This is a genomic window from Pseudomonas sp. GW821-FHT09E12 (assembly GCF_059416085.1).
The window spans coordinates 336,484-356,776 of record NZ_JBWKOM010000002.1 but is presented as its reverse complement, the minus strand read 5'-3'; the positions used below and the strand labels follow the sequence as shown (position 1 = coordinate 356,776).

Annotated in this window: 13 protein-coding genes; 6 read left to right on the top strand and 7 right to left on the bottom strand. The window is 65.7% G+C overall.

All coding sequences use genetic code 11. The annotated features are described in order from the left end of the window. Positions 1 to 171 precede the first annotated feature (171 nt). The gene (locus AC07PQ_RS06690) at positions 172 to 582 is read right to left on the bottom strand and encodes a PA0061/PA0062 family lipoprotein (RefSeq protein ID WP_493185061.1); all 411 of its coding nucleotides are present in this window, start codon (positions 580 to 582) and stop codon (positions 172 to 174) included. 221 nt (positions 583 to 803) lie between these two features. Here AC07PQ_RS06690 and AC07PQ_RS06685 point away from each other — a divergent pair, with 221 nt between their 5' ends. From AC07PQ_RS06685 to AC07PQ_RS06675, 3 genes are read left to right on the top strand one after another with little or no spacing between them, the layout of a single operon-like run. After that, positions 804 to 4,025: an efflux RND transporter permease subunit gene (locus AC07PQ_RS06685; RefSeq protein WP_493185062.1), complete on the top strand. Its 3,222-nt coding sequence runs from the start codon at positions 804 to 806 to the stop codon at positions 4,023 to 4,025. Continuing rightward, the gene (locus tag AC07PQ_RS06680; RefSeq protein ID WP_493185063.1) at positions 4,015 to 5,181 is read left to right on the top strand and encodes an efflux RND transporter periplasmic adaptor subunit; all 1,167 of its coding nucleotides are present in this window, start codon (positions 4,015 to 4,017) and stop codon (positions 5,179 to 5,181) included. Before AC07PQ_RS06685 ends, AC07PQ_RS06680 begins: the two co-directional genes overlap by 11 nt. Then, positions 5,165 to 6,583, top strand: a complete 1,419-nt coding sequence (locus AC07PQ_RS06675; RefSeq protein ID WP_493185064.1) for an efflux transporter outer membrane subunit — start codon at positions 5,165 to 5,167, stop codon at positions 6,581 to 6,583. The genes AC07PQ_RS06680 and AC07PQ_RS06675 overlap by 17 nt, the downstream gene beginning before the upstream one ends. Positions 6,584 to 7,101: 518 nt before the next feature. On the opposite strand, the gene msrA is transcribed toward AC07PQ_RS06675, so the two are convergent. The 6 genes from msrA to AC07PQ_RS06645 form a co-directional block, all read right to left on the bottom strand. Next, positions 7,102 to 7,551 carry a peptide-methionine (S)-S-oxide reductase MsrA gene (msrA, locus tag AC07PQ_RS06670; protein ID WP_493185065.1) on the bottom strand — a complete coding sequence of 150 codons (450 nt, stop codon included), beginning with the start codon at positions 7,549 to 7,551 and terminating at the stop codon, positions 7,102 to 7,104. A gap of 17 nt (positions 7,552 to 7,568) precedes the next feature. Then, positions 7,569 to 8,624, bottom strand: a complete 1,056-nt coding sequence (locus AC07PQ_RS06665) for an ABC transporter substrate-binding protein (RefSeq protein ID WP_493185066.1) — start codon at positions 8,622 to 8,624, stop codon at positions 7,569 to 7,571. Continuing rightward, a complete protein-coding gene (locus tag AC07PQ_RS06660) occupies positions 8,621 to 10,687 on the bottom strand; it encodes an ATP-binding cassette domain-containing protein (protein WP_493185067.1) in 2,067 nt (688 codons plus the stop codon). The genes AC07PQ_RS06665 and AC07PQ_RS06660 overlap by 4 nt, the downstream gene beginning before the upstream one ends. A 125-nt stretch (positions 10,688 to 10,812) precedes the next feature. Further along, positions 10,813 to 11,781 carry an aliphatic sulfonate ABC transporter substrate-binding protein gene (locus AC07PQ_RS06655; protein WP_493185068.1) on the bottom strand — a complete coding sequence of 323 codons (969 nt, stop codon included), beginning with the start codon at positions 11,779 to 11,781 and terminating at the stop codon, positions 10,813 to 10,815. 395 nt (positions 11,782 to 12,176) lie between these two features. Further along, the gene (locus tag AC07PQ_RS06650) at positions 12,177 to 13,460 is read right to left on the bottom strand and encodes a Zn-dependent hydrolase (RefSeq protein ID WP_493185069.1); all 1,284 of its coding nucleotides are present in this window, start codon (positions 13,458 to 13,460) and stop codon (positions 12,177 to 12,179) included. A gap of 171 nt (positions 13,461 to 13,631) precedes the next feature. Beyond that, entirely contained in the window at positions 13,632 to 15,119 is a 1,488-nt protein-coding gene (locus AC07PQ_RS06645) for an NCS1 family nucleobase:cation symporter-1 (protein WP_493185070.1), read from the bottom strand. Positions 15,120 to 15,742: 623 nt separating this feature from the next. Here AC07PQ_RS06645 and hydA point away from each other — a divergent pair. The 3 genes from hydA to preA all read left to right on the top strand — a co-directional run bounded on the left by hydA (position 15,743) and on the right by preA (position 20,087). After that, the gene (hydA, locus tag AC07PQ_RS06640; protein ID WP_007930849.1) at positions 15,743 to 17,182 is read left to right on the top strand and encodes a dihydropyrimidinase; all 1,440 of its coding nucleotides are present in this window, start codon (positions 15,743 to 15,745) and stop codon (positions 17,180 to 17,182) included. Positions 17,183 to 17,444: 262 nt separating this feature from the next. Continuing rightward, positions 17,445 to 18,812 carry an NAD(P)-dependent oxidoreductase gene (locus tag AC07PQ_RS06635; protein WP_493185071.1) on the top strand — a complete coding sequence of 456 codons (1,368 nt, stop codon included), beginning with the start codon at positions 17,445 to 17,447 and terminating at the stop codon, positions 18,810 to 18,812. Next, positions 18,813 to 20,087 carry an NAD-dependent dihydropyrimidine dehydrogenase subunit PreA gene (gene preA / locus AC07PQ_RS06630; protein ID WP_493185072.1) on the top strand — a complete coding sequence of 425 codons (1,275 nt, stop codon included), beginning with the start codon at positions 18,813 to 18,815 and terminating at the stop codon, positions 20,085 to 20,087. Positions 20,088 to 20,293 lie beyond the last annotated feature (206 nt).

Sequence of the window (20,293 nt, the reverse complement as noted above, 5' to 3'; positions counted from 1 at the left end):
GCGCTCCTACGCTATGCATCTATATAGACGTGGGCATGTGCGGTGCGGATGACGTCACACGTCGGCACCTGGTCGGCGTTCAGTCTGCTCTGAGCGAAGTCCGCCGGCACGCCCAGTCGTTGCGCGGCCGACACTTTCTTCCCCTGCGATAGGTCCCCAGCCGCGTCAACATCACCCCGGCATACACTCAAAATCCCGCACCCTCGCCACCTGCTTGCCCTCCCCGTCATACAACCTCGCCCGCACCTCAGTCCCCAAGGTCGACTCCACCAGTTTGTAATGCTCCCCCGCCTTGAAGCTCGGGTAGCTCACCTGCCCGCGGCAATCGACCTGGTTGGAGTCGCCGCCGACCTCCTCGAACAGGGTCACGTCCAGGCGGTGGGCGCCGGGTTGGACTTCGAAGTAGCGGCCGTCGTCGACGTTCTTGCCGTCGACGCGTTCGGCCATCAGGTCGCTGGGGCCCTCTTCTTCCAGGCTGATCCAGGCTTGCCTGGGGTCGGGCTGGGGCATCGGGCCAGCGCAGGCGGAGAGCAGCAGCACCAGACTCAGGGTGGGAATCAGCAGCAGCGGTTTGGCGTTCATGGCAGGTACCTCGGCAGTAAAAAAAACGACACAGGGCGGAGCGAAAAAAGCGCTCGCGCCGATTGCCATCCAGAGTGTCGAGGCACCCGCCACAGGACAAATGAATCCCCGTGAAAGGAAGTTCAGGCCCAACCTAAAACTTCCTTCACCTGGCTGAAAGCCGCGTGTTAGGTGGGTCGCGGCAGGCTGCCGAGGTTCGTTTTCCCTCGGAGGTCCACCGCATGCTCGGGCTGGTCAAGACCGCTCTGCTCAAGCCCTACACGTTTATCGTGCTGGCGATTTTTATCTGCATCATCGGGCCGCTGGCGGCCCTGCGTACCCCCACCGATGTGTTCCCCGATATCGGCATTCCGGTGGTGGCGGTGGTCTGGCAGTACACCGGCCTGTCGCCGGACGCCATGGCCGGCCGGGTGATCTACACCTACGAGCGCTCCCTGAGCACCACGGTCAACGACATCGAGCACATCGAGTCGCAGTCGCTGCCGGGCATGGGCATCGTCAAGATCTTCTTCCAGCCGGGGGTGGATATCCGCACCGCCAACGCCCAGGTCACGGCGGTGTCGCAGACCGTGCTCAAGCAGATGCCGCCGGGCATCACCCCGCCGCTGATCCTCAACTACAGCGCCTCGACGGTGCCGATCCTGCAGATGGCCTTTTCCAGCCCGATCCTGTCGGAAGCCAGAATCCGCGACCTGGTGCAGAACAATATCCGCCTGCCCCTGAGCTCCGTGCCGGGGCTGGCGATGCCGACGCCCATGGGCGGCAAGCAGCGGCAGATCACCCTCGACCTGGACCCGCAGGCCCTGGCCGCCAAGGGCCTATCGGCGCAGGACGTGGGCAATGCCCTGGCGGCGCAGAACCAGATCATCCCGGTGGGCACCGCCAAGCTCGGCGCCAGCGAATACACGGTGCTGCTGAACAACAGCCCGACGGCCATCGACGAGCTCAACGACCTGCCGATCAAGACCGTCGACGGCGCGCTGATCACCATCGGCCAGGTGGCCCATGTGCGCGACGGTTCGCCGCCGCAGAGCAATATCGTGCGGGTCGACGGCCACCGCGCGGTGCTGATGCCGGCGCTGAAGAACGGCAATATCTCCACCCTGTCGATCGTCGATGGCATCCGCCAGATGCTGCCGCGCATCGACGAAACCCTGCCGCCGGCGCTGAAGACTTCGCTGCTGGGCGACGCCTCGGTGTTCGTCAAGCAGTCGGTGTGCAGCGTGGCCCGGGAAGGCATCATCGCCGCGCTGCTGACCAGCGCGATGATCCTGCTGTTCCTCGGCAGCTGGCGATCGACCCTGATCATCGCCGCCTCGATCCCCCTGGCGGTGCTCGCGGCCATCGCCCTGCTCGCCGCCAGCGGCCAGACCCTGAATGTCATGACCCTCGGCGGGCTGGCGCTGGCGGTGGGGATTTTGGTGGACGACGCCACGGTGACCATCGAGAACATCAACTGGCACCTGGAACAGGGCAAGGCGGTGAAGGACGCAATCCTCGACGGCGCGAAACAGATCGTCGGCCCGGCCTTCGTCTCGCTGCTGTGCATCTGCATTGTCTTCGTGCCGATGTTCCTGTTGCAGGGCATCGCCGGTTACCTGTTCCGCCCCATGGCGCTGGCGGTGATCTTCGCCATGGCCAGCTCGTTCATCCTCTCGCGGACCCTGGTGCCGACCCTGGCCATGTACCTGCTCAAGCCCCATGTGCCGGAGCCGAGCCCGGGGCATCACCCGGAAGACGCATTCATCAACCACCACGAAGGCGAGCAACACGCCCGGCCGCGGCATGCCCTGGTGCGCGGGCTGCTGGGCTTCCAGCAGGGGTTCGAGCGGCGCTTCTCCAACGTACGCGACACCTACCACGGCCTGCTGACCCTGGCCCTGGCCCACCGCAAGCGCTTCCTGCTGGGCTTCCTCGCCTGCGTGCTGGCCTCCTTCGCCCTGCTGCCGAACCTCGGCCAGGACTTCTTCCCGGCCACCGACGCAGGCGCCCTGGCCCTGCATGTGCGCCTGCCCCTGGGCACGCGGATCGAGGAAAGCGCGGCGGCCTTCGACCGCATCGAGGCGCGGATTCGCGAGGTGATTGCGCCGGAGCAACTGGACAGCGTGATCGACAATATCGGCATCCCCCTGAGCGGCATCGACATGGCCTACAGCAGCAGCGGCACCATCGGCCCGCAGGATGGCGACATCCAGGTGACCCTCAAGCCCGGCCACGCGCCGACTGCCGACTACGTGAAGCGATTGCGCGAAGCCCTGCCGGAGAGTTTTCCCGGCAGCCAGTTCGCCTTCCTGCCGGCGGACATCAGCAGCCAGATCCTCAACTTCGGCGCGCCGGCGCCGCTGGACGTGAAAATCTCCGGGCCCGACAGCACCGCCAACCGCGCCTATGCCCTGGAACTGCAACGGCGCCTGCAGCATGTGCCGGGCATCGCCGACCTGCGTATCCAGCAGTCCACCGGCTACCCGTCGCTGGCGGTCAAGGTCGACCGCCTGCGGGCCAATGGCCTGGGGATTACCGAGCGCGACGTGACCAACAGCATGGTGGCCTCCTTGGCCGGTAGCTCCCAGGTGGCGCCGACCTTCTGGCTCAACCCGCAGAACGGCGTGTCCTATTCCATCGTCGCGGCCACCCCGCAGTACCGCCTGGACAGCCTGCCGTCCCTCGAGGCCCTGCCGGTGACCGGCAGCAACGGCCAGTCGCAGATCCTCGGCGGCCTGGCCAGCATCTCGCGGGTGGACAGCCCGGCGGTGGTCACCCACTACAACATCCAGCCGACCCTGGACCTCTACGCCAACATCCAGGGCCGCGACCTGGGCGGCGTGGCCCGGGATATCCAGCACGTCCTCGACCATAGCCAGGCGCTGCGGCCCAAGGGCGCGACCATCAGCCTGCATGGGCAGATCGACGCCCTGCACGAAGCCTTCAGCGGCCTGAGCCTGGGCCTGCTGGGCGCGGTGGTGCTGATCTACCTGCTGATCGTGGTCAACTTCCAGTCCTGGCTCGATCCGTTCGTGATCATCACCGCGCTACCGGCGGCCCTGGCCGGCATCGTCTGGATGCTGTTCTTGAGTGGCACCTCGCTGTCGGTGCCGGCGCTGACCGGGGCCATCCTCTGCATGGGCGTGGCCACGGCCAACTCGATCCTGGTGGTGAGCTTCTGCCGCGAACGCCTGGCGGAACACGGCGATGCCCTGAAAGCCGCGCTGGAGGCCGGCTACACGCGCTTTCGCCCGGTGTGCATGACCGCCCTGGCGATGATCATCGGCATGCTGCCCCTGGCCCTGTCCGAGGAGCAGAACGCGCCCCTGGGCCGCGCCGTGATCGGCGGCCTGATCCTCGCCACCACCGCCACCCTGTTGTTCGTTCCCGTGGTGTTCAGCCTGGTCCACGGGCGTCACCCCACTCGCGCTGTCGCTGGAGAAAGTACCCATGTCGCCTGAACACACCCCCTCGCGCAAACGCCTGCTGTGGCTCGGCATCGGCGGCCTGACCCTGGCCGCCCTGCTGGTGGCCAACGGCCTGGCCGCGCGCACCCGCCATGAACGCGCGGTGGCCGCCTGGACCGAAACCGCCGCCGTGCCCCAGGTGCTGGTGTTGCAGCCGCAGCAAAACCGCCAGGGCGACACCCTGTGCCTACCGGCGCACCTGGAAGCCTGGAGCAAGGCGCCGATCCACGCCCGGGTCAGCGGCTACCTGAAAAGCTGGAACAGCGACATCGGCGCCAAGGTTCAGGCCGGGCAAGTCCTCGCCGAAATCGACAGCCCCGACCTCGACCAGCAACTGGCGCAGGCCCATGCCCGGCTGGTGCAGGAACAGGCCAATGCGCGCCTGGCGCAGACCACCGCCGTGCGCTGGCAGAACCTCGTGGCCAGCCACTCGGTGTCGCGCCAGGAGGCCGATGAAAAAACCTCCAACGCCGCGGCCGCCAAGGCCAATGCCGAAGCAGCCGCTGCCGACTATGCGCGGCTCTCGGCCCTGGAGGCTTACAAGACCATCCGCGCGCCCTTCGCCGGCACCATCACCGCGCGCCACACCGATATCGGCCAGTTGATCAAGGCCGACAACGACAGCGACCCGCAGCTGTTCGATCTGGCCGACACCCGCAAGCTGCGGCTCTACGTGCCGGTGCCGCAGAACTACGCCAGCGTGATCCGCCCCGGCCTCAGCGCCGAGCTGACGGTGCCGGAACACCCCGGCCAGCACTTCAGCGCGCGGCTGATCGGCGACTCCACCGCCATCGATCAGCGCTCCGGCACCCTGCTCGCCCAGTTCGTCGCCGACAACCCCGACGGCGCGCTGCTGCCCGGCGACTATGCCGAAGCCGCCCTGGCCCTGCCCGCCGACACCCGGGGCGTGAGCATTCCGGCCAGCGCCTTGATCTTCCGCGCCCAGGGCACCCAGGTGGCGCTGCTCGACGAGCACAACCACGTGCACCTGCGGGACATCCATATCGGCCTCGACCTCGGCGCGCGGCTGGTGATCGACCAGGGCCTGCAGGCCGCCGACCGGGTCATCGACAACCCGCCCGATGCCCTGCGCGAAGGCGACCTGGTGCAACTGGCCGACGCCGGAGGTGAGCATGCGCCCAAGGCTTGAGCCGCTTGCGGTGTTGCTGATGCTGGCCCTGCAAGGCTGCTCCCTGGCGCCCGGCTATCAGGTGCCAACCGTGGAGCTGCCGGCCCACTACCGCGAACAGACCAGCGGCGGCCCCTGGCATCCGGCCCGACCGGCGGATCAGCTGGCCAGCCAGTGGTGGCTGCTGTACCAGGACCCGCGCCTGGATGACCTGCAACAGCGTCTGCTCAAGGCCAACCCGGACCTGGCGGCGGCGCTGGCGCACTTCGACGCGGCCCAGGCCTATGCCAGCCAGCTGCATGCCGGGCTGTTCCCGCAGATCAGCGCCAGCGGCCAGTCGCTGCGCCAGCGCCAGTCGGACCACCGGCCGTTGCGCGGCGGCAGCCAGCCTTCGCTGTACAACAGCAACAGCGCCGGTTTCTCGCTGAGCTTCGACCCGGACCTGTGGGGGCGGATTCGCAATCAGGTGGCCGCCGGCGATGCCCAGGCCGAAGCCTCGGCCGACGACCTGGCGGTGGCGCGCCTGAGCCTGCAACAGCAGCTGGCGACGCTGTATGTGCAGCTCAATGGCCTGGATGCGCAGCGCACGATCCTCAGCCAGTCCCTGGACGACTACGCCCAGGCCCTGCAACTGACCCGCAGCCGCTACCAGGGGCAGATCGCCTCGGAACTGGACCTGACCCGCGCGCAAAGCCAGCTGGCCAGTGCCGAGGCCGAGCTGGACGAAGTGCGCGGGCAACGCAACCTCACCGAACACGCGATCGGCGAACTGGTGGGCGAACCGGCCAGCCAGTTCCAACTGCCCACGCCCCAGCAAACCCTGGCCGTGCCCAGCGTGCCGCAACAACTGCCCAGCGCCCTGCTGCAACGCCGCCCGGACATCGCCGCCGCCGAACGCCGGGTGTTCGCCGCCAACGCCAATATCGGCGTGGCCCGGGCCGCCTGGTACCCGGACTTCAGCCTCACCGGCCTGCTCGGCGGGCAGACCCAGGGCAGCGGCAACCTGCTGGCGGCGGGCAATCGCTACTGGGCGCTGGGGCCTCTGGTCAACCTGCCGATCTTCGACGGCGGCCGCCTGAGCGCCAACGAACGCCAGGCCCACGCCGAATTCGAGGAAGCCGCCGCCCATTACCGCGGCCAGGTGCTGCGGGCGGTACGTGAGGTGGAAGACAACCTGGGGCAACTGCGGGACTTGCAACAGGAGGCCCTGGACCAGCAGGCGGCGGTAAATGCCGCCGAGCATACGCAGGCCCTGGCGATGAACAGTTATCAGGCGGGGGCGGTCAGTTATCTGGAGGTGGTGACGGCGCAGACTGCGGCGTTGCAGGCGCAACGGGGGTTGCAGGCGCTGCAGACGCGGCGGTTGCAGGCGAGTGTGGGGTTGGTGGGGGCGTTGGGTGGGGGGTGGAAAGCCGGGGGCTGATGCCAGAGGCAGGGCTATGGAAAGCTCGATCCTGCTGTGTACATATCCGTTTCTGCGGTAACGGCGGCTTAGGGTTCCGCCCTTACGGCGGCTCACTTTTGAAGAGCGCAAAAGTAAGCAAAACGCTCTTGCCCCACCACTTGGTGCCTCGCTGAGGCTCGGCATGCCCGAACGAAGGCATTGAGCCGTGGGTAACCCGGCAGGACGCCGGGTTAGCCGCACTGGGCCATGGATGGCCCATTGCGGCGGCCCACGGATCAATGCCGGAGTGAGGGTATGCCGAGCCTAGGCGAGGCACCGAGTGGTGGGGCAAAGCGTTTTTTGGTTCCTTTTTTTGGCGTTTGAAAAAAAGGGACTCGCCGTAAGGGCGAAACCATAAGCAGCCGTTACCGCAGGAATGGATATGTACCCCGTCCAAAAAATGCAGTGCCCGACGCAAGCAATCAAGCGTCGACCGGCTGCTCCTACAGATGCCCAAAAAACATGACCCGAGAACGAAACCACCAGCAGCCAATCCCTCAGATATGGCAACTACTCAACCCATTCTTCTCCAAATACCGCTGATGCCCCTCATCCGCCAACTCAAACCGCCCCAACGGCACAACCACCGTCGCCACAGGTCTACCCAGCCGTCCCGACTCCTGCAACGCCACCTTGGCCAACCGCGCCTCCTGCGCCTGCCCACCATCCTGATAAAAAATCGCCGAGCGATATTTCACCCCACCATGCACCCCCTGCCGATCCACCGAAGTCGGATCATGCAGCCCCCAAAAGTGCTCAATCAGACTCGGATAAGCCAACACCCGAGGATCGAAATCCACCTGCACCACCTCGATCCGCAACGACTCGTCGCCCGCCTCCACCGCATAGCCCACCCGTGTCTCCACCACCCCCGGCAGTGCCCGGAACGCGGCTTCCGCGCCCCAGAAACAGCCCGCGCCGAAGGTCGCCTGTTTGATCCCGCTCATGTTCCGATGCTCCTCGCTCACTGCACCGCTCCGACTTTCTCGCCGCTGGCGCCCAGCCATTGATCGACGATCGCCGGGTTGGCCTGGACCCAGGCTTTGGCCGCTTCCGCCGCCGGTTGCTGTTCCTTCTCGATCCTGAGGATCAGGTCGTTCAACACCTGCGGGTCGATGCTGAAGTTTTCCAGGAAGGCAGCGATCCGTGGCGCGCGTTTCTGCAAGGCGCTGGACGCCAGGACATAGACCCGGGCGTCCGGGTAGGCGCAGGTGATCGTGCTCTTGTTCAGCCAGTCGGCGTCCACCGTCGGGCTGACGAATTTCCAGCAGCCGTCGGCCTTGTACAGCGGGTCGCCCTTCTTGTTGTCCTGGGCGTAGCCGTCGAACGCCGGTTCGTCCAGGCGGCGCAGGTCGAAGGCGGAGAAGATCCAGTCCGGGGTGTAGGCGTAGAACACCACACCGCGCCGGGCCTTGTAGGCTGCAGCCAGCTTGGCGTAGGTCACCGAGGCTTCGGTGGACACCGATTCGAATTTGTCGGCAAAACCGAAATCCTTGGCCTTGATCTGGCCGATATAGGTCGACTCCCAACCCGCCGGGCCCACCAGCAATTGCGCCTTGCCGCCGCCCAGGGGTTCGAAGAGCTTGGCCACTTCAGGCTTCTGCAGGTCGTAGACCGATTTCACGCCGTATTGGTCTTGCAGGTAGCCGGGGATATAGAAGCCCTGCACCCCGAGGTAGGGCTGCTTGTTCGGCACCAGGGAGCGGGTGCCGCCGGTGACGTACTTGGCCCAGGCGGCGGATTGATTAGGCAGCCAGATATCGGTCAGCACATCCACCGAGCCGTCGCCCTTGGCCGCGGCGGCGAACAGCACCGGTATGTCACCGGCCAGGTAAGACACGTCGCCGTCGAGGCGGCTTTTGATCACCTCGCCGAGGATGTTCTGGATGGCGATGGCGCCGGTCCAGTTCTGTTCGCCGATGACGATCTTGTCCTTGGCCAGGGCTGGCAGAGCCAGCCCCAGGAGCAGCGCGGCGGCGCCCAGGGTGCGGGAAAACGACTTGTTCAAGAGACACCTCATTGCTGATGGAAAGCGCGATCCCGCTGACGCAGGGTCGCTTGAATGATGCGGTCGGGAATCAACGCGCAGAACACGATCGCCGCGCCGGCCAACATGCCCTCGCCGCCCTTGATATTGCGCAGCGCGGTCATCACGTCGTGGCCCAGGCCGCCGGCGCCGATCAGCGCCGCGACCACCACCATCGACAGGCTCATCACCAGGGTCTGGTTGATCCCCAGCAGCAGCGAGCCGGCGGCCAGGGGCAGCTCGACCTTGGTCAGGATCTGCCACGGCGTGGCGCCATGGGCCAGGGCTGCTTCGACGGCGGTTTTGGGCACTTCCCGGATCCCCAGGGCAGTGAGGCGGATCATCGGTGCCAGGGCGAAAATCACCGTGGCGATCACCGCCGGGGTCTTGCCCACCGAGAAGAAGGCGACCGCCGGGATCAGGTACACGAAGGTCGGCAGGGTCTGCATCACGTCCAGCAAGGGCGTGATCAGGCGCCGCGCCAGGGCGCGCTTGGCCAGGAGGATGCCGGCGGGCACGCCGATCAGCAGCGACAGCAGCACCGAGGAACCCACCAGGGCCAGGGTGGCGATGGTTCGCTCCCAGAAACCGAACAGGCCGATATAGAGCAAGGCCGCCGCGCTGGTCAGGGCCAGGGCCGCGCCGGCACTGCGCCAGGCCAGCAGCACCAGGGCCAGCGCCGGCACCGGCCAGGGCAGCCAGCCCAACAGGCTTTCGATGCTTTCGATCACCGTGCGCACAGCGACTATCACCCCGACAAAGGTGCTTTCGAAGGTAACCTGGGACCAACCGATCAACTGGTCGATGGCCGCCGCGGTGCTCAGCAGCGCCTGGCGGTCGGCGGGAAATTGCAGCCAGGGGCCGCTGGCATCCACCGCCAGCACCCGCCACAACACCAGGCCCTGGCACAGCAGCAGGACCAGCCACGGCAGGCGCCAGTCGGAACGGCCCTGGCGGCTCGGACGGTGGGCCAGGGTCACGCTGAGCAGGCGGCTGAGCGACAGGCCGAGCACCGCCAACCCAGCCCAACCGAGGCTGGCGCTGGCCAACCACTGCCCTAGGGCACTGGCCGCCGCCAACTCCAGGGCGAACCCAAGCCAATACAGCGCACCACGGCCGCTGGCGGCCAAGGCCGCCGGCCCCAGCAACAGCGCCTGCCAGAAGGAAAACCCCGGGGCCACGGGCGCCGGAGCGGCTGTTGTTTTAACCGAAGCGACGGGCGCCACGGCCAGCGTGTCGCTGCGCACGCCGTGTTCCTGAAAGAAGTCCGCCACCTCGGCGTCCGCCGGGTGCTCCAGCAACTCGCCGGGGCTGCCGAGCTGGATCAGCTGGCCCTGGCGCAGCACCGCGATGCGGTCGGCCAGGCGCAGGGCTTCCGCCGGGTCGTGGGTGACCAGCAAGGTGGTGATGCCACGCTCGCGCACCAGGCGCAGAAAGTGGCTTTGCAGGTCGCGGCGGATGGTCGGATCGAGGGCGCTGAAGGGTTCGTCCATCAGCAGGATGTCCGGCTCGCTGACCAGCGCCCGGGCCAGGCCGACCCGCTGTTGCATGCCACCGGACAGCTCATGGGGATAATGGTCGCCCCAGCCCTCCAGGCCCATGGCCCGCAGTTGCACATCGGCGGCGGCCTGGCGCAGGGCCTCGGGTTCGCCGCGCAGTTCCAGGGGCAAGGCGACGTTGTCGCGCACGCTGCGATGGGGCAGCAGGCCGAAGTGCTGGAAAACCATGCCGATGCGCCGCGAACGCAGGGTGCGCAGGTCCTTGGTCGAAAGCTGGCTGATGGCCGCGCCGTCGATCAGCACCTCGCCGCTGCTGGGCTCGATCAGCCGGTTGATGTGCCGCAGCAAGGTGGACTTGCCGCTGCCGGAGGTGCCCATCAGGCACAGCACTTCGCCACGGCGCACGCTGAGGCTGACCTGCTCCACCGCCGGCGCGGACGAGCCGCGGCCGTAGCGCTTGGTCAGGTTGCGCAGCTGGAGCACCACCTCGGCGCTGGCCGGTTGCGGGGCCGACGCGGCTGGGACGGCAAAGGCCTCTTGGGGGTGAACGGCAGACACGGGAACTCCTGACGCCGGACGCGCAGCCGCGTCACCGGCAGTGATAAAGAAGAAAAATGGCTGGGGCCAGCCAGGCGGCTACCCCGTGGGAAGGGGCTCGCCGACACAGGCGAGCCAAGGCTCAGTTACAAATGCTTGGGACTCCACAGCTGCACCGCGCGGGCATCCACCGGCTTGGGCAGGAGTTTTTCCTGGTAGAAGGCATCGGCGATTTTCTGTTGCTCGCCCAGGGCGTCCGGCTGCACCGCTTCCACCTTGTAGGTGCGACGACTGTTGGCCAGTTCCACCGTGCTCACGTCCAGGTTGCCCCACAGCGGGCCGAGCAGTTTTGCCGCCTCCGTCGGGTGCGCCTTGACCCAGGTGCCGGTCTTCTGCAGCTCGGCGAACACCTGCTTCAGCACTTCTGGATGAGCCTTGGCGTAATCGTTGGAGGCCAGGTAATAACGCCGGTAGCTGGCCAGGCCCTGGCCGTCGTGCAGCACCCGCGCGCCCTGCTGGCGCTGGGCGCTGGCGACGAAGGGTTCCCAGGTGACCCAGGCATCGACCTTGGCGGTTTCCAGGGCGGCGCGGCCGTCTGCCGGGGTCAGGTACACTGGCTGGATATCGGCGAAACCCAGGCCGGCTTCGCGCAGCGCGGCGATCAGCAGGTAATGGCTGCCGGCGGCCTTGGTCACGGCGACACGCTTGCCCTTGAGGTCGGCCAGGGACTTGAGCGTGGAATCCTTGGGAATGACGATGGACTGGGCCGCGGGCGATGGGGTTTCCGTGGCGAAGTAGGTCAGTTTGGCGCCGGCGGCCTGGGCGAACACCGGCACGGTGTCGGCAACGTCGGCGCTGATATCGACGTTGCCCACGTTCAGCGATTCCACCAGGGGCAGGCCGCTGGTGAATTCATGCCAGGAGATCTTCACGCCCTGCCCCACCAGCTGTTTTTCCAGGGTGCCCTGGGCCTTGAGCACCGCCAGCAGGGTCGAGGATTTCTGGTAGCCGATACGCAGGTCGGTATCGGCCTGGGCATCGAGGGCCATGCCCAGCGCCAGACCGGCCAGGGCGGTGATCGACAAGCTACGACGCAAAGCAAAGGGCAGGCGCATGGGGGCGGACCTTTTGGGAGCCAGGAAAGTCGCTAAAAGCTAATCGATCTAAGAATTCAAATATAAATACTTTTTAGGAATTAGCTTAGGTTCGGCTGGACGATCCCAAGCTGCATGCAATGGCCGATCACAACATCACCCGGTAGCCGCTGCCGAGCCCGCGAGGCTGCGATAAGGCCGAAGGCCTTCAGCGGTCTTGAGATCCCCGCGCCCCCTGCGGGGTCGATCGCAGCCTCGCGGGCTCGGCAGCGGCTACAGGTGTATGTCAGCGATTTCAGTGCTGTTCTCACAATTATCGCGGGCAAGCCTCGCTCCTACAGAAGCACGCAATCTTTTTTCTGTAGGAGCGAGGCTTGCCCGCGATGGCGTCCGTGCAAACAACCCGACTATCAGGCTCAGGCCACCCGCTGTCCTTTCGCGACGGCCTGGGATGCCGCCAGCATTGCCCGCAGCAACACCGCGCAGCCGGCGGCGAGGTCGTCGGGGTCGGCGTTTTCGATTTCGTTGTGGCTGATGCCGCCTTCGCAAGGCACGAAGATCATCCCCGCCGGGCCCAGCTCGGCGACGAAGATCGCGTCGTGCCCGGCGCCGCTGACGATGTCCATATGACTCAGGCCCAGCCCCTGCGCCGCCTCGCGTACCGCGTCGACGCAGATCTTGTCGAAATACAACGGCGGAAAGTCCGCGGTCGGCAGCATGTCGAAGGTCAGGCCATGTTCTTCGCAGGTGCTGTCGATCACCTGGCGTACCTCGGCGATCATCGAGTCCAGCCGCGCCGGCTCCAGGTGCCGGAAGTCCAGGGTCATGCGCACCTCACCGGGGATCACGTTGCGCGAACCGGGATAGGCCTGCAGGCAACCCACGGTGCCACAGGCATGAGGTTGATGGCCGAGGGCGGCGCGGTTGACCGCGGCCACCACCGCCGCCGCGCCGACCAGGGCATCCTTGCGCAGGTGCATCGGGGTCGGGCCGGCGTGGGCTTCGACGCCGCGCAATTTCAGGTCGAACCATTTCTGGCCGAGGGCGCCGAGCACCACGCCTATGGTTTTCTTCTCGTCCTCGAGGATCGGCCCCTGCTCGATATGGGCTTCGAAGTAGGCCCCCACCGCGTGTCCGCTGACCTGGCGGCTGCCGGCATAGCCGATGGCGTTCAGCGCATCGCCGACGCTCACGCCTTCGGCATCGGTCTTGGCCAGGGTTTCTTCCAGGGTGAATTTCTCGGCGAACACCCCGGAGCCCATCATGCACGGCGGGAAGCGCGAGCCTTCTTCGTTGGTCCACACCACCACTTCCAGTGGCGCCTCGGTTTCCACCCCAAGGTCGTTGAGGGTGCGCAGCACTTCGAGCCCGGCCAGCACGCCGAAGCAGCCATCGAACTTGCCGCCGGTGGGCTGGGTATCGATATGGCTGCCGGTCATCACCGGCGGCAGCTGCGGGTTACGCCCGGGGCGGCGGGCGAAGATATTGCCGATGCCATCCACCGTGACCGTGCAGCCGGCCGCCTCGCACCACTGCACGAACAGATCGCGGGCCTGGCGGTCGAGGTCGGTCAGGGCCAGGCGACAGACTCCGCCCTTGAGCGTGGCCCCGAGCTTCGCCAGCTCCATGAGCGACTGCCACAGGCGGTCGCGGTTGATGTGCCAGTGGCTGGATTGCAGAACGTCGACGGCAGCGTTCATGGTGATCTCCTCAGGCTTTTCTGGTTGTCGTTGACGAGGGGCGCTCGTCTGGAATCTGGCGATGGGCGATGGACTTTTTCGCGAGCAAGCTCGCTCCTACAAAAAGCCACACGGTCCCTGTAGGAGCGAGCTTGCTCGCGATTGGCCGGCCGCCATAACGCCATTCAAAGGTCATACCGGCGTCTTGACGCTCACGCTCTGCGGGCGGCCCATGCTGCACAGGCCGTAATAGAGCAAGCCGCCCAGGGCCGAGCCGGTGAACCAGCCGTAGCTGTAGAACCAGCTGAATACATCGCTGCCCAGGGACAGCACCGTCAGCGCCACCGGCACGCCAAAGGCGATAAAACCGTAGCCGTTCCACGCCGGGTAGACGTCATCGCGGTACAGCCCGGCCAGGTCCAGGCGCTGTTTCTTGATGATGAAATAATCCACCACCATGATCCCGGCGATGGGCCCCAACAGGCTGGAGTAACCCAGCAGCCAGTTGGAATACACGGTCTCCAGGCTGACGTCCGAGACCAGCAGGCCGAGTTTTTTCAGCAGCTCATGGGCCATCAGCGCCAGGCCGACGAGCCCGGTGAGGATCACCGCCTTGGTGCGGCCGATCAGCTTGGGCGCGATGTTCTGGAAGTCGTTGGTCGGCGAGACGATGTTCGCCGCGGTGTTGGTCGAGAGCGTGGCGATGATGATCAGCGCCATGGCCAGGGCCACCCAGCCGGGGCTCTGGATATGGCCGATCAGGCTCACCGGGTCGGAGACGGTGACGCCCACCAGTTTCACCGAGGCGGCGGTCATCACCACCCCCAGGGCGGCGAACAGGAACATGGTCAGCGGCAGGCCGAAGATCTGCCCGAGGATCTGGTCCTTCTGGCTTTTCGCGTAGCGGCTGAAGTCCGGGATATTCAGCGACAGGGTGGCCCAGAATCCGACCATCGCCGTGAGCCCGGCGAAAAAGTAGCTGTAGACGCTGGCGCCTTCCGGACGCTTGGGCGGAATCGCCAGCAACTCGCTCAGGGACACATTGGGCAAGGCCCACACCAGCAGCCCGACACCCACCGCCACCAGCAGCGGCGCCGACAGGGTTTCCAGCCACTTGATCGACTCGGCGCCGCGCAGCACCACCCACAGGTTGAGGGTCCAGAACAGCATGAAGCCGATCACCTCGCCGGTGCCGCCCAGGGCTTTCCAGCCCTCGAAGATCGAGCCGAGGAACAGGTGGATCGCCAGGCCGCCGAACATGGTCTGGATGCCGAACCAGCCACAGGCCACCAGGGCGCGGATCAGGCACGGCACGTTGGAACCGATGACGCCGAAGGATGAACGCAGCAGCACCGGGAACGGAATGCCGTACTTGGTGCCGGCGAAGGCGTTGAGGGTCAGGGGGATCAGCACCACGATATTGGCCAGCAGGATCGCCAGCAGCGCCTCGCCCACCGTCAGCCCGAAATAGGCGGTGAGCACACCGCCCAGGGTGTAGGTCGGCACGCAGATCGACATGCCGACCCACAGCGCGGTGATGTGCCATTTGTTCCAGGTGCGCTCATGGACCTTGGTCGGCGCGATATCGTGGTTGTAACGGGGGCTGTCGAGCACGTCACTGCCGGCGTCCAGCTCGTACAGGCCGGCACGCTCGGTCACTTGAGATCTGTTCTGTTGCATGGCCGCTCCACTTTTTTCTGATTATTTTTGCTCATCAAACGGGCTGGCAGACGTGCTGCCAGCCCGGCGATGGCCGGAGAACTGACGACTTTTACCGACCGGCCATCCTGTCGACGGCGGCACTCAATAAGCGTGCCGGCTTGCCCGTCGACGGTGCTCCACAGTCGGTAAAATCCATGTAAACAACTGATGTTTCTTCAGTTTTATTCTGAACAACTTCCTGTCCGAGATAACTTGCCGATTCACTCAGGCCGAATGCCGGGCAAGTTGTCCATTGGGTCAGGACTCAATCTGGTGCACGCAAACTTTTTTCAAACTTTTGTATGGGCCACAGGCCTCCTTCAAGCGGCTGATTTCACATAGGAAATCTTGCTCATATTTCGATCCTGTCAAGTGCGTCAAAATGGTGAAAGGCTGCACCATTTTGCGGATTTACAAATTAAAATCTTATATTTCAATAACTTAATATCTATATATGCTTATAAAAAATAATCTTGCCGATTGATTGAACACCAGCTAGTTTTTATTCCTGACACCGCTGACAGGAATAAACATTCCGCAGCCTGCGTATTACAAAAACACTAGAACCGGCATAAGCCGGTCATGCCTGCGAGGAACTCGGAATGTCTCTGTTGATCCGTGGCGCCACCGTTATTACCCATGATGAAAGTTATAAAGCCGATGTGCTGTGCGCCGACGGCGTGATCAAGGCCATCGGCCAGAATCTGGACAATCCCGCAGGCTGCGAAGTGCTCGACGGCAGCGGCCAATACCTGATGCCCGGCGGCATCGATCCCCACACCCATATGCAACTGCCCTTCATGGGCACCGTGGCCAGCGAAGACTTCTTCAGCGGCACCGCGGCGGGCCTGGCCGGTGGCACCACCTCGATCATCGACTTCGTGATTCCCAACCCGCAGCAATCGCTGCTGGAAGCCTTTCATCAGTGGCGCGGCTGGGCCGAGAAGTCGGCATCGGACTACGGCTTTCACGTGGCCATCACCTGGTGGAGCGAGCAGGTGCGCGAGGAAATGGCCGAGCTGGTGAACCAGCACGGGGTCAACAGCTTCAAGCATTTCATGGCCTACAAGAACGCGATCATGGCCGCCGACGACACCCTGGTGGCGAGCTTCGAGCGCTGCCTGGAACTCGGCGCGGTGCCGACGGTGCACGCGGAGAACGGCGAGCTGGTCTACCACCTGCAACGCAAGCTGCTGGCCCAGGGCATCACCGGGCCGGAAGCGCACCCGCTGTCGCGCCCTTCCCAGGTCGAAGGCGAAGCCGCCAGCCGGGCGATCCGCATCGCCGAAACCCTGGGCACACCGCTGTATCTGGTGCACGTCTCGACCCAAGAGGCGCTGGACGAAATCACCTACGCCCGCGGCAAGGGCCAGCCGGTGTACGGCGAAGTGCTGGCCGGGCATCTGCTGCTGGACGACAGCGTGTACCGCCACCCGGACTGGCAGACCGCCGCCGGCTACGTGATGAGCCCGCCCTTCCGCCCTCGCGGCCATCAGGACGCGCTGTGGCACGGCCTGCAATCGGGCAACCTGCACACCACCGCCACCGACCACTGCTGCTTCTGCGCGGAGCAGAAAGCCGCCGGCCGCGACGATTTCAGCAAGATCCCCAACGGCACCGCCGGCATCGAAGACCGCATGGCCGTGCTCTGGGACGAAGGGGTGAACAGCGGGCGCCTGTCGATGCAGGACTTCGTCGCCCTGACCTCCACCAACGCGGCGAAGATCTTCAACCTCTACCCGCGCAAGGGCGCGATCCGCGTCGGCGCCGATGCCGACCTGGTGCTCTGGGACCCGCAAGGCAGCCGCACCATCTCCGCCGCGACCCACCACCAGCAGGTGGACTTCAACATCTTCGAAGGCAAGACCGTGCGCGGCGTGCCCAGCCACACCATCAGCCAGGGCAAGCTGGTCTGGGCCGACGGCGACCTGCGCGCCGAACGCGGTGCCGGCCGCTACATCGAGCGCCCGGCCTACCCGGCGGTGTTCGACCTGCTGAGCAAGCGCGCCGAGTTGCATAAGCCGACCGCCGTCAAACGCTGAACCCGATGACCCGCGATCCCCGTAGCCGCTGCCGAGCGCAGCGAGGCTGCGATCGGTCGCGAAGCGGCCGCAACCCGGATAACACGCATAACCTGACGCACCGCGAATTCAGGTTTTGCGGCAACTGCGTTGCCGATCGCAGCCTCGCTGCGCTCGGCAGCGGCTACAAGAAGCGTTGCAGCGAATCCAGCGGGGGTCCGTCCCGTTGGTGAAGAACAATGCCCGTCAGAGGCAATCGACAAAAAACCGTGAGGCCTGAACCGTGATCAAGACCCTGAACCACTTGCCCCATCCCCAGGAGGATGGCGCCACCCTCGCCGGTCACTTCAGCGACCTGGCGCCGCCGCTCAACGACCGCCAGGCGCACCTGGAAGCCTCGCGCTGCCTGTATTGCTACGACGCGCCGTGCGTCAACGCTTGTCCCAGCGAGATCGACATTCCCTCGTTCATCCGCCATATCCACACCGACAACGTCCAGGGCGCGGCGCAAAAGATTCTCTCGGCCAATATCCTCGGCGGCAGCTGCGCCCGGGTGTGCCCGACGGAGATCCTGTGCCAGCAGGCCTGCGTGCGTAACAACGCCCAGGAATGCGCGCCGGTGCTGATCGGCCTGTTGCAACGCTACGCGGTGGACAACGCGCACTTCAGCCAGCACCCGTTCCAGCGCGAGGCCGCCAGCGGCAAGCGCATCGCCGTGGTCGGCGCCGGGCCGGCGGGGCTGTCGTGCGCCCACCGCTGCGCCATGCACGGCCATGAGGTGGTGATTTTCGAGGCCCGGGAAAAAGCCGGCGGCCTCAACGAATACGGGATCGCCAAGTACAAGCTGGTGGACGACTTCGCCCAGAAGGAGCTGGACTTCCTGCTGCAGATCGGCGGCATCGAAATCCGCCACGGGCACAGACTCGGCGACAACCTGAGCCTCACCGAGCTGCACCAGCAATTCGACGCGGTGTTCCTCGGCCTCGGCCTGGCTGCCAGCAAACAGCTGGGCCTGCCCTTTGAGGACGCCCCCGGCCTGCTGGCCGCCACCGACTATATCCGCGAACTGCGCCAGGCCGACGACCTCACGCAACTGCCCCTGGCCGACCGCTGCATCGTCCTCGGCGCCGGCAACACCGCGATCGACATGGCGGTGCAGATGGCCCGCCTTGGCGCCCACGATGTCAACCTGGTGTACCGCCGCGGCATCGAGGACATGGGCGCGACTCGCCATGAACAGGACATCGCCAAGGCCAATCAGGTGCGCCTGCTGACCTGGGCTGCGCCCGAGCAAGTGCTGCTCGACGCCCAGGGCCAGGTGCGCGGCATGCGCTTCGCCCGCACCCGGCTGGTGGAGGGCCGCCTGCAAACCACTGGAGAGACCTTCGAATTGGCCGCCGACGCGATCTTCAAGGCCATCGGCCAGGCGTTCGACGGTGCGGCTCTGAGCGACCCGCTGGCCCGCGAGCTCAAGCGCGCCGGCGAGCGCATCGAAGTCGACGAACAGCTGCGCACCAGCATCCCCGGGGTGTATGCCGGCGGCGACTGCGTCAGCCTCGGCCAGGACCTCACGGTCCAGGCGGTGCAACACGGCAAGCGGGCCGCTGAGGCCATGCATGCCCAACTCATGCTCAACGTGGAGGCTGCGTAAATGGCCGATCTGTCGATTGTGTTCGCCGGTATCAAAGCCCCCAACCCGTTCTGGCTGGCCTCCGCGCCGCCGACCGACAAGGCCTACAACGTGGTCCGCGCCTTCGAGGCCGGCTGGGGTGGCGTGGTCTGGAAAACCCTGGGCGAGGACCCGGCGGCGGTCAACGTGTCTTCACGTTACTCGGCGCACTTCGGCGCCAATCGCGAAGTGCTGGGCATCAACAATATCGAATTGATCACCGACCGTTCCCTGGAGATCAACCTCAGGGAAATCACCCAGGTCAAGAAGGACTGGCCGGACCGCGCGCTGATCGTGTCGCTGATGGTGCCCTGCGTCGAGGAGTCATGGAAAAACATCCTGCCGCTGGTGGAAGCCACCGGCGCCGACGGCATCGAGCTGAACTTCGGCTGCCCCCACGGCATGCCGGAGCGCGGCATGGGCGCGGCGGTCGGCCAGGTGCCGGAGTACGTGGAACAGGTCACCCGCTGGTGCAAGACCTATTGCTCGCTGCCGGTGATCGTCAAGCTGACGCCGAACATCACCGATATCCGCATGGCCGCCCGCGCGGCCCATCGCGGCGGCGCCGACGCGGTGTCGCTGATCAACACCATCAACTCGATCACCAGCGTGGACCTTGAGCGCATGGTGGCCAACCCGATGGTCGGCAGCCAGAGCACCCACGGCGGCTACTGCGGCTCGGCGGTCAAGCCGATTGCCCTGAACATGGTCGCCGAGATCGCCCGTGACCCGCAGACCCGTGGCCTGCCGATCTGCGGTATCGGCGGCATCGGCACCTGGCGCGACGCCGCGGAATTCGTCGCCCTGGGCTGCGGCGCGGTGCAGGTGTGCACGGCGGCGATGCTGCATGGTTTCCGCATCGTCGAGGAGATGAAGGACGGCCTGTCGCGGTGGATGGACAGCCAGGGTTATCACAGCCTGCAGGACTTCTCCGGGCGCGCGGTGGGCAACACCACCGACTGGAAGTACCTGGATATCAACTACCAGGTGATCGCCAGGATCGACCAGGACGCCTGCATCGGCTGCGGCCGCTGCCATATCGCCTGCGAAGACACCTCGCACCAGGCCATCGCCAGCCTCAAGCAGGCCGACGGCACGCATAAATACGAAGTGATCGACGCCGAATGCGTGGGCTGCAACCTGTGCCAGATCACCTGCCCGGTGCAGGACTGCATCGAGATGGTGCCCCAGGACACCGGCAAACCGTTCCTCGACTGGCAGCACGACCCGCGCAATCCGTATCGCGAGGCGGTGTGAGGTTCGCCGGGTAAATAGCATTGGCTGGACTGACGTCCATCACGAGCAAGCTCGCGATGGACGTAAACGTTGACGCCTGCCTGTAGCCGCTGCCGAGCGCAGCGAGGCTGCGATCGGGCGCGAAGCGGCCGCAACCCGGATAACGCGCAAGACCTGACACACCGCGAATTCAGGTTTTGCGGCAACTGCGTTGCCGTTCGCAGCCT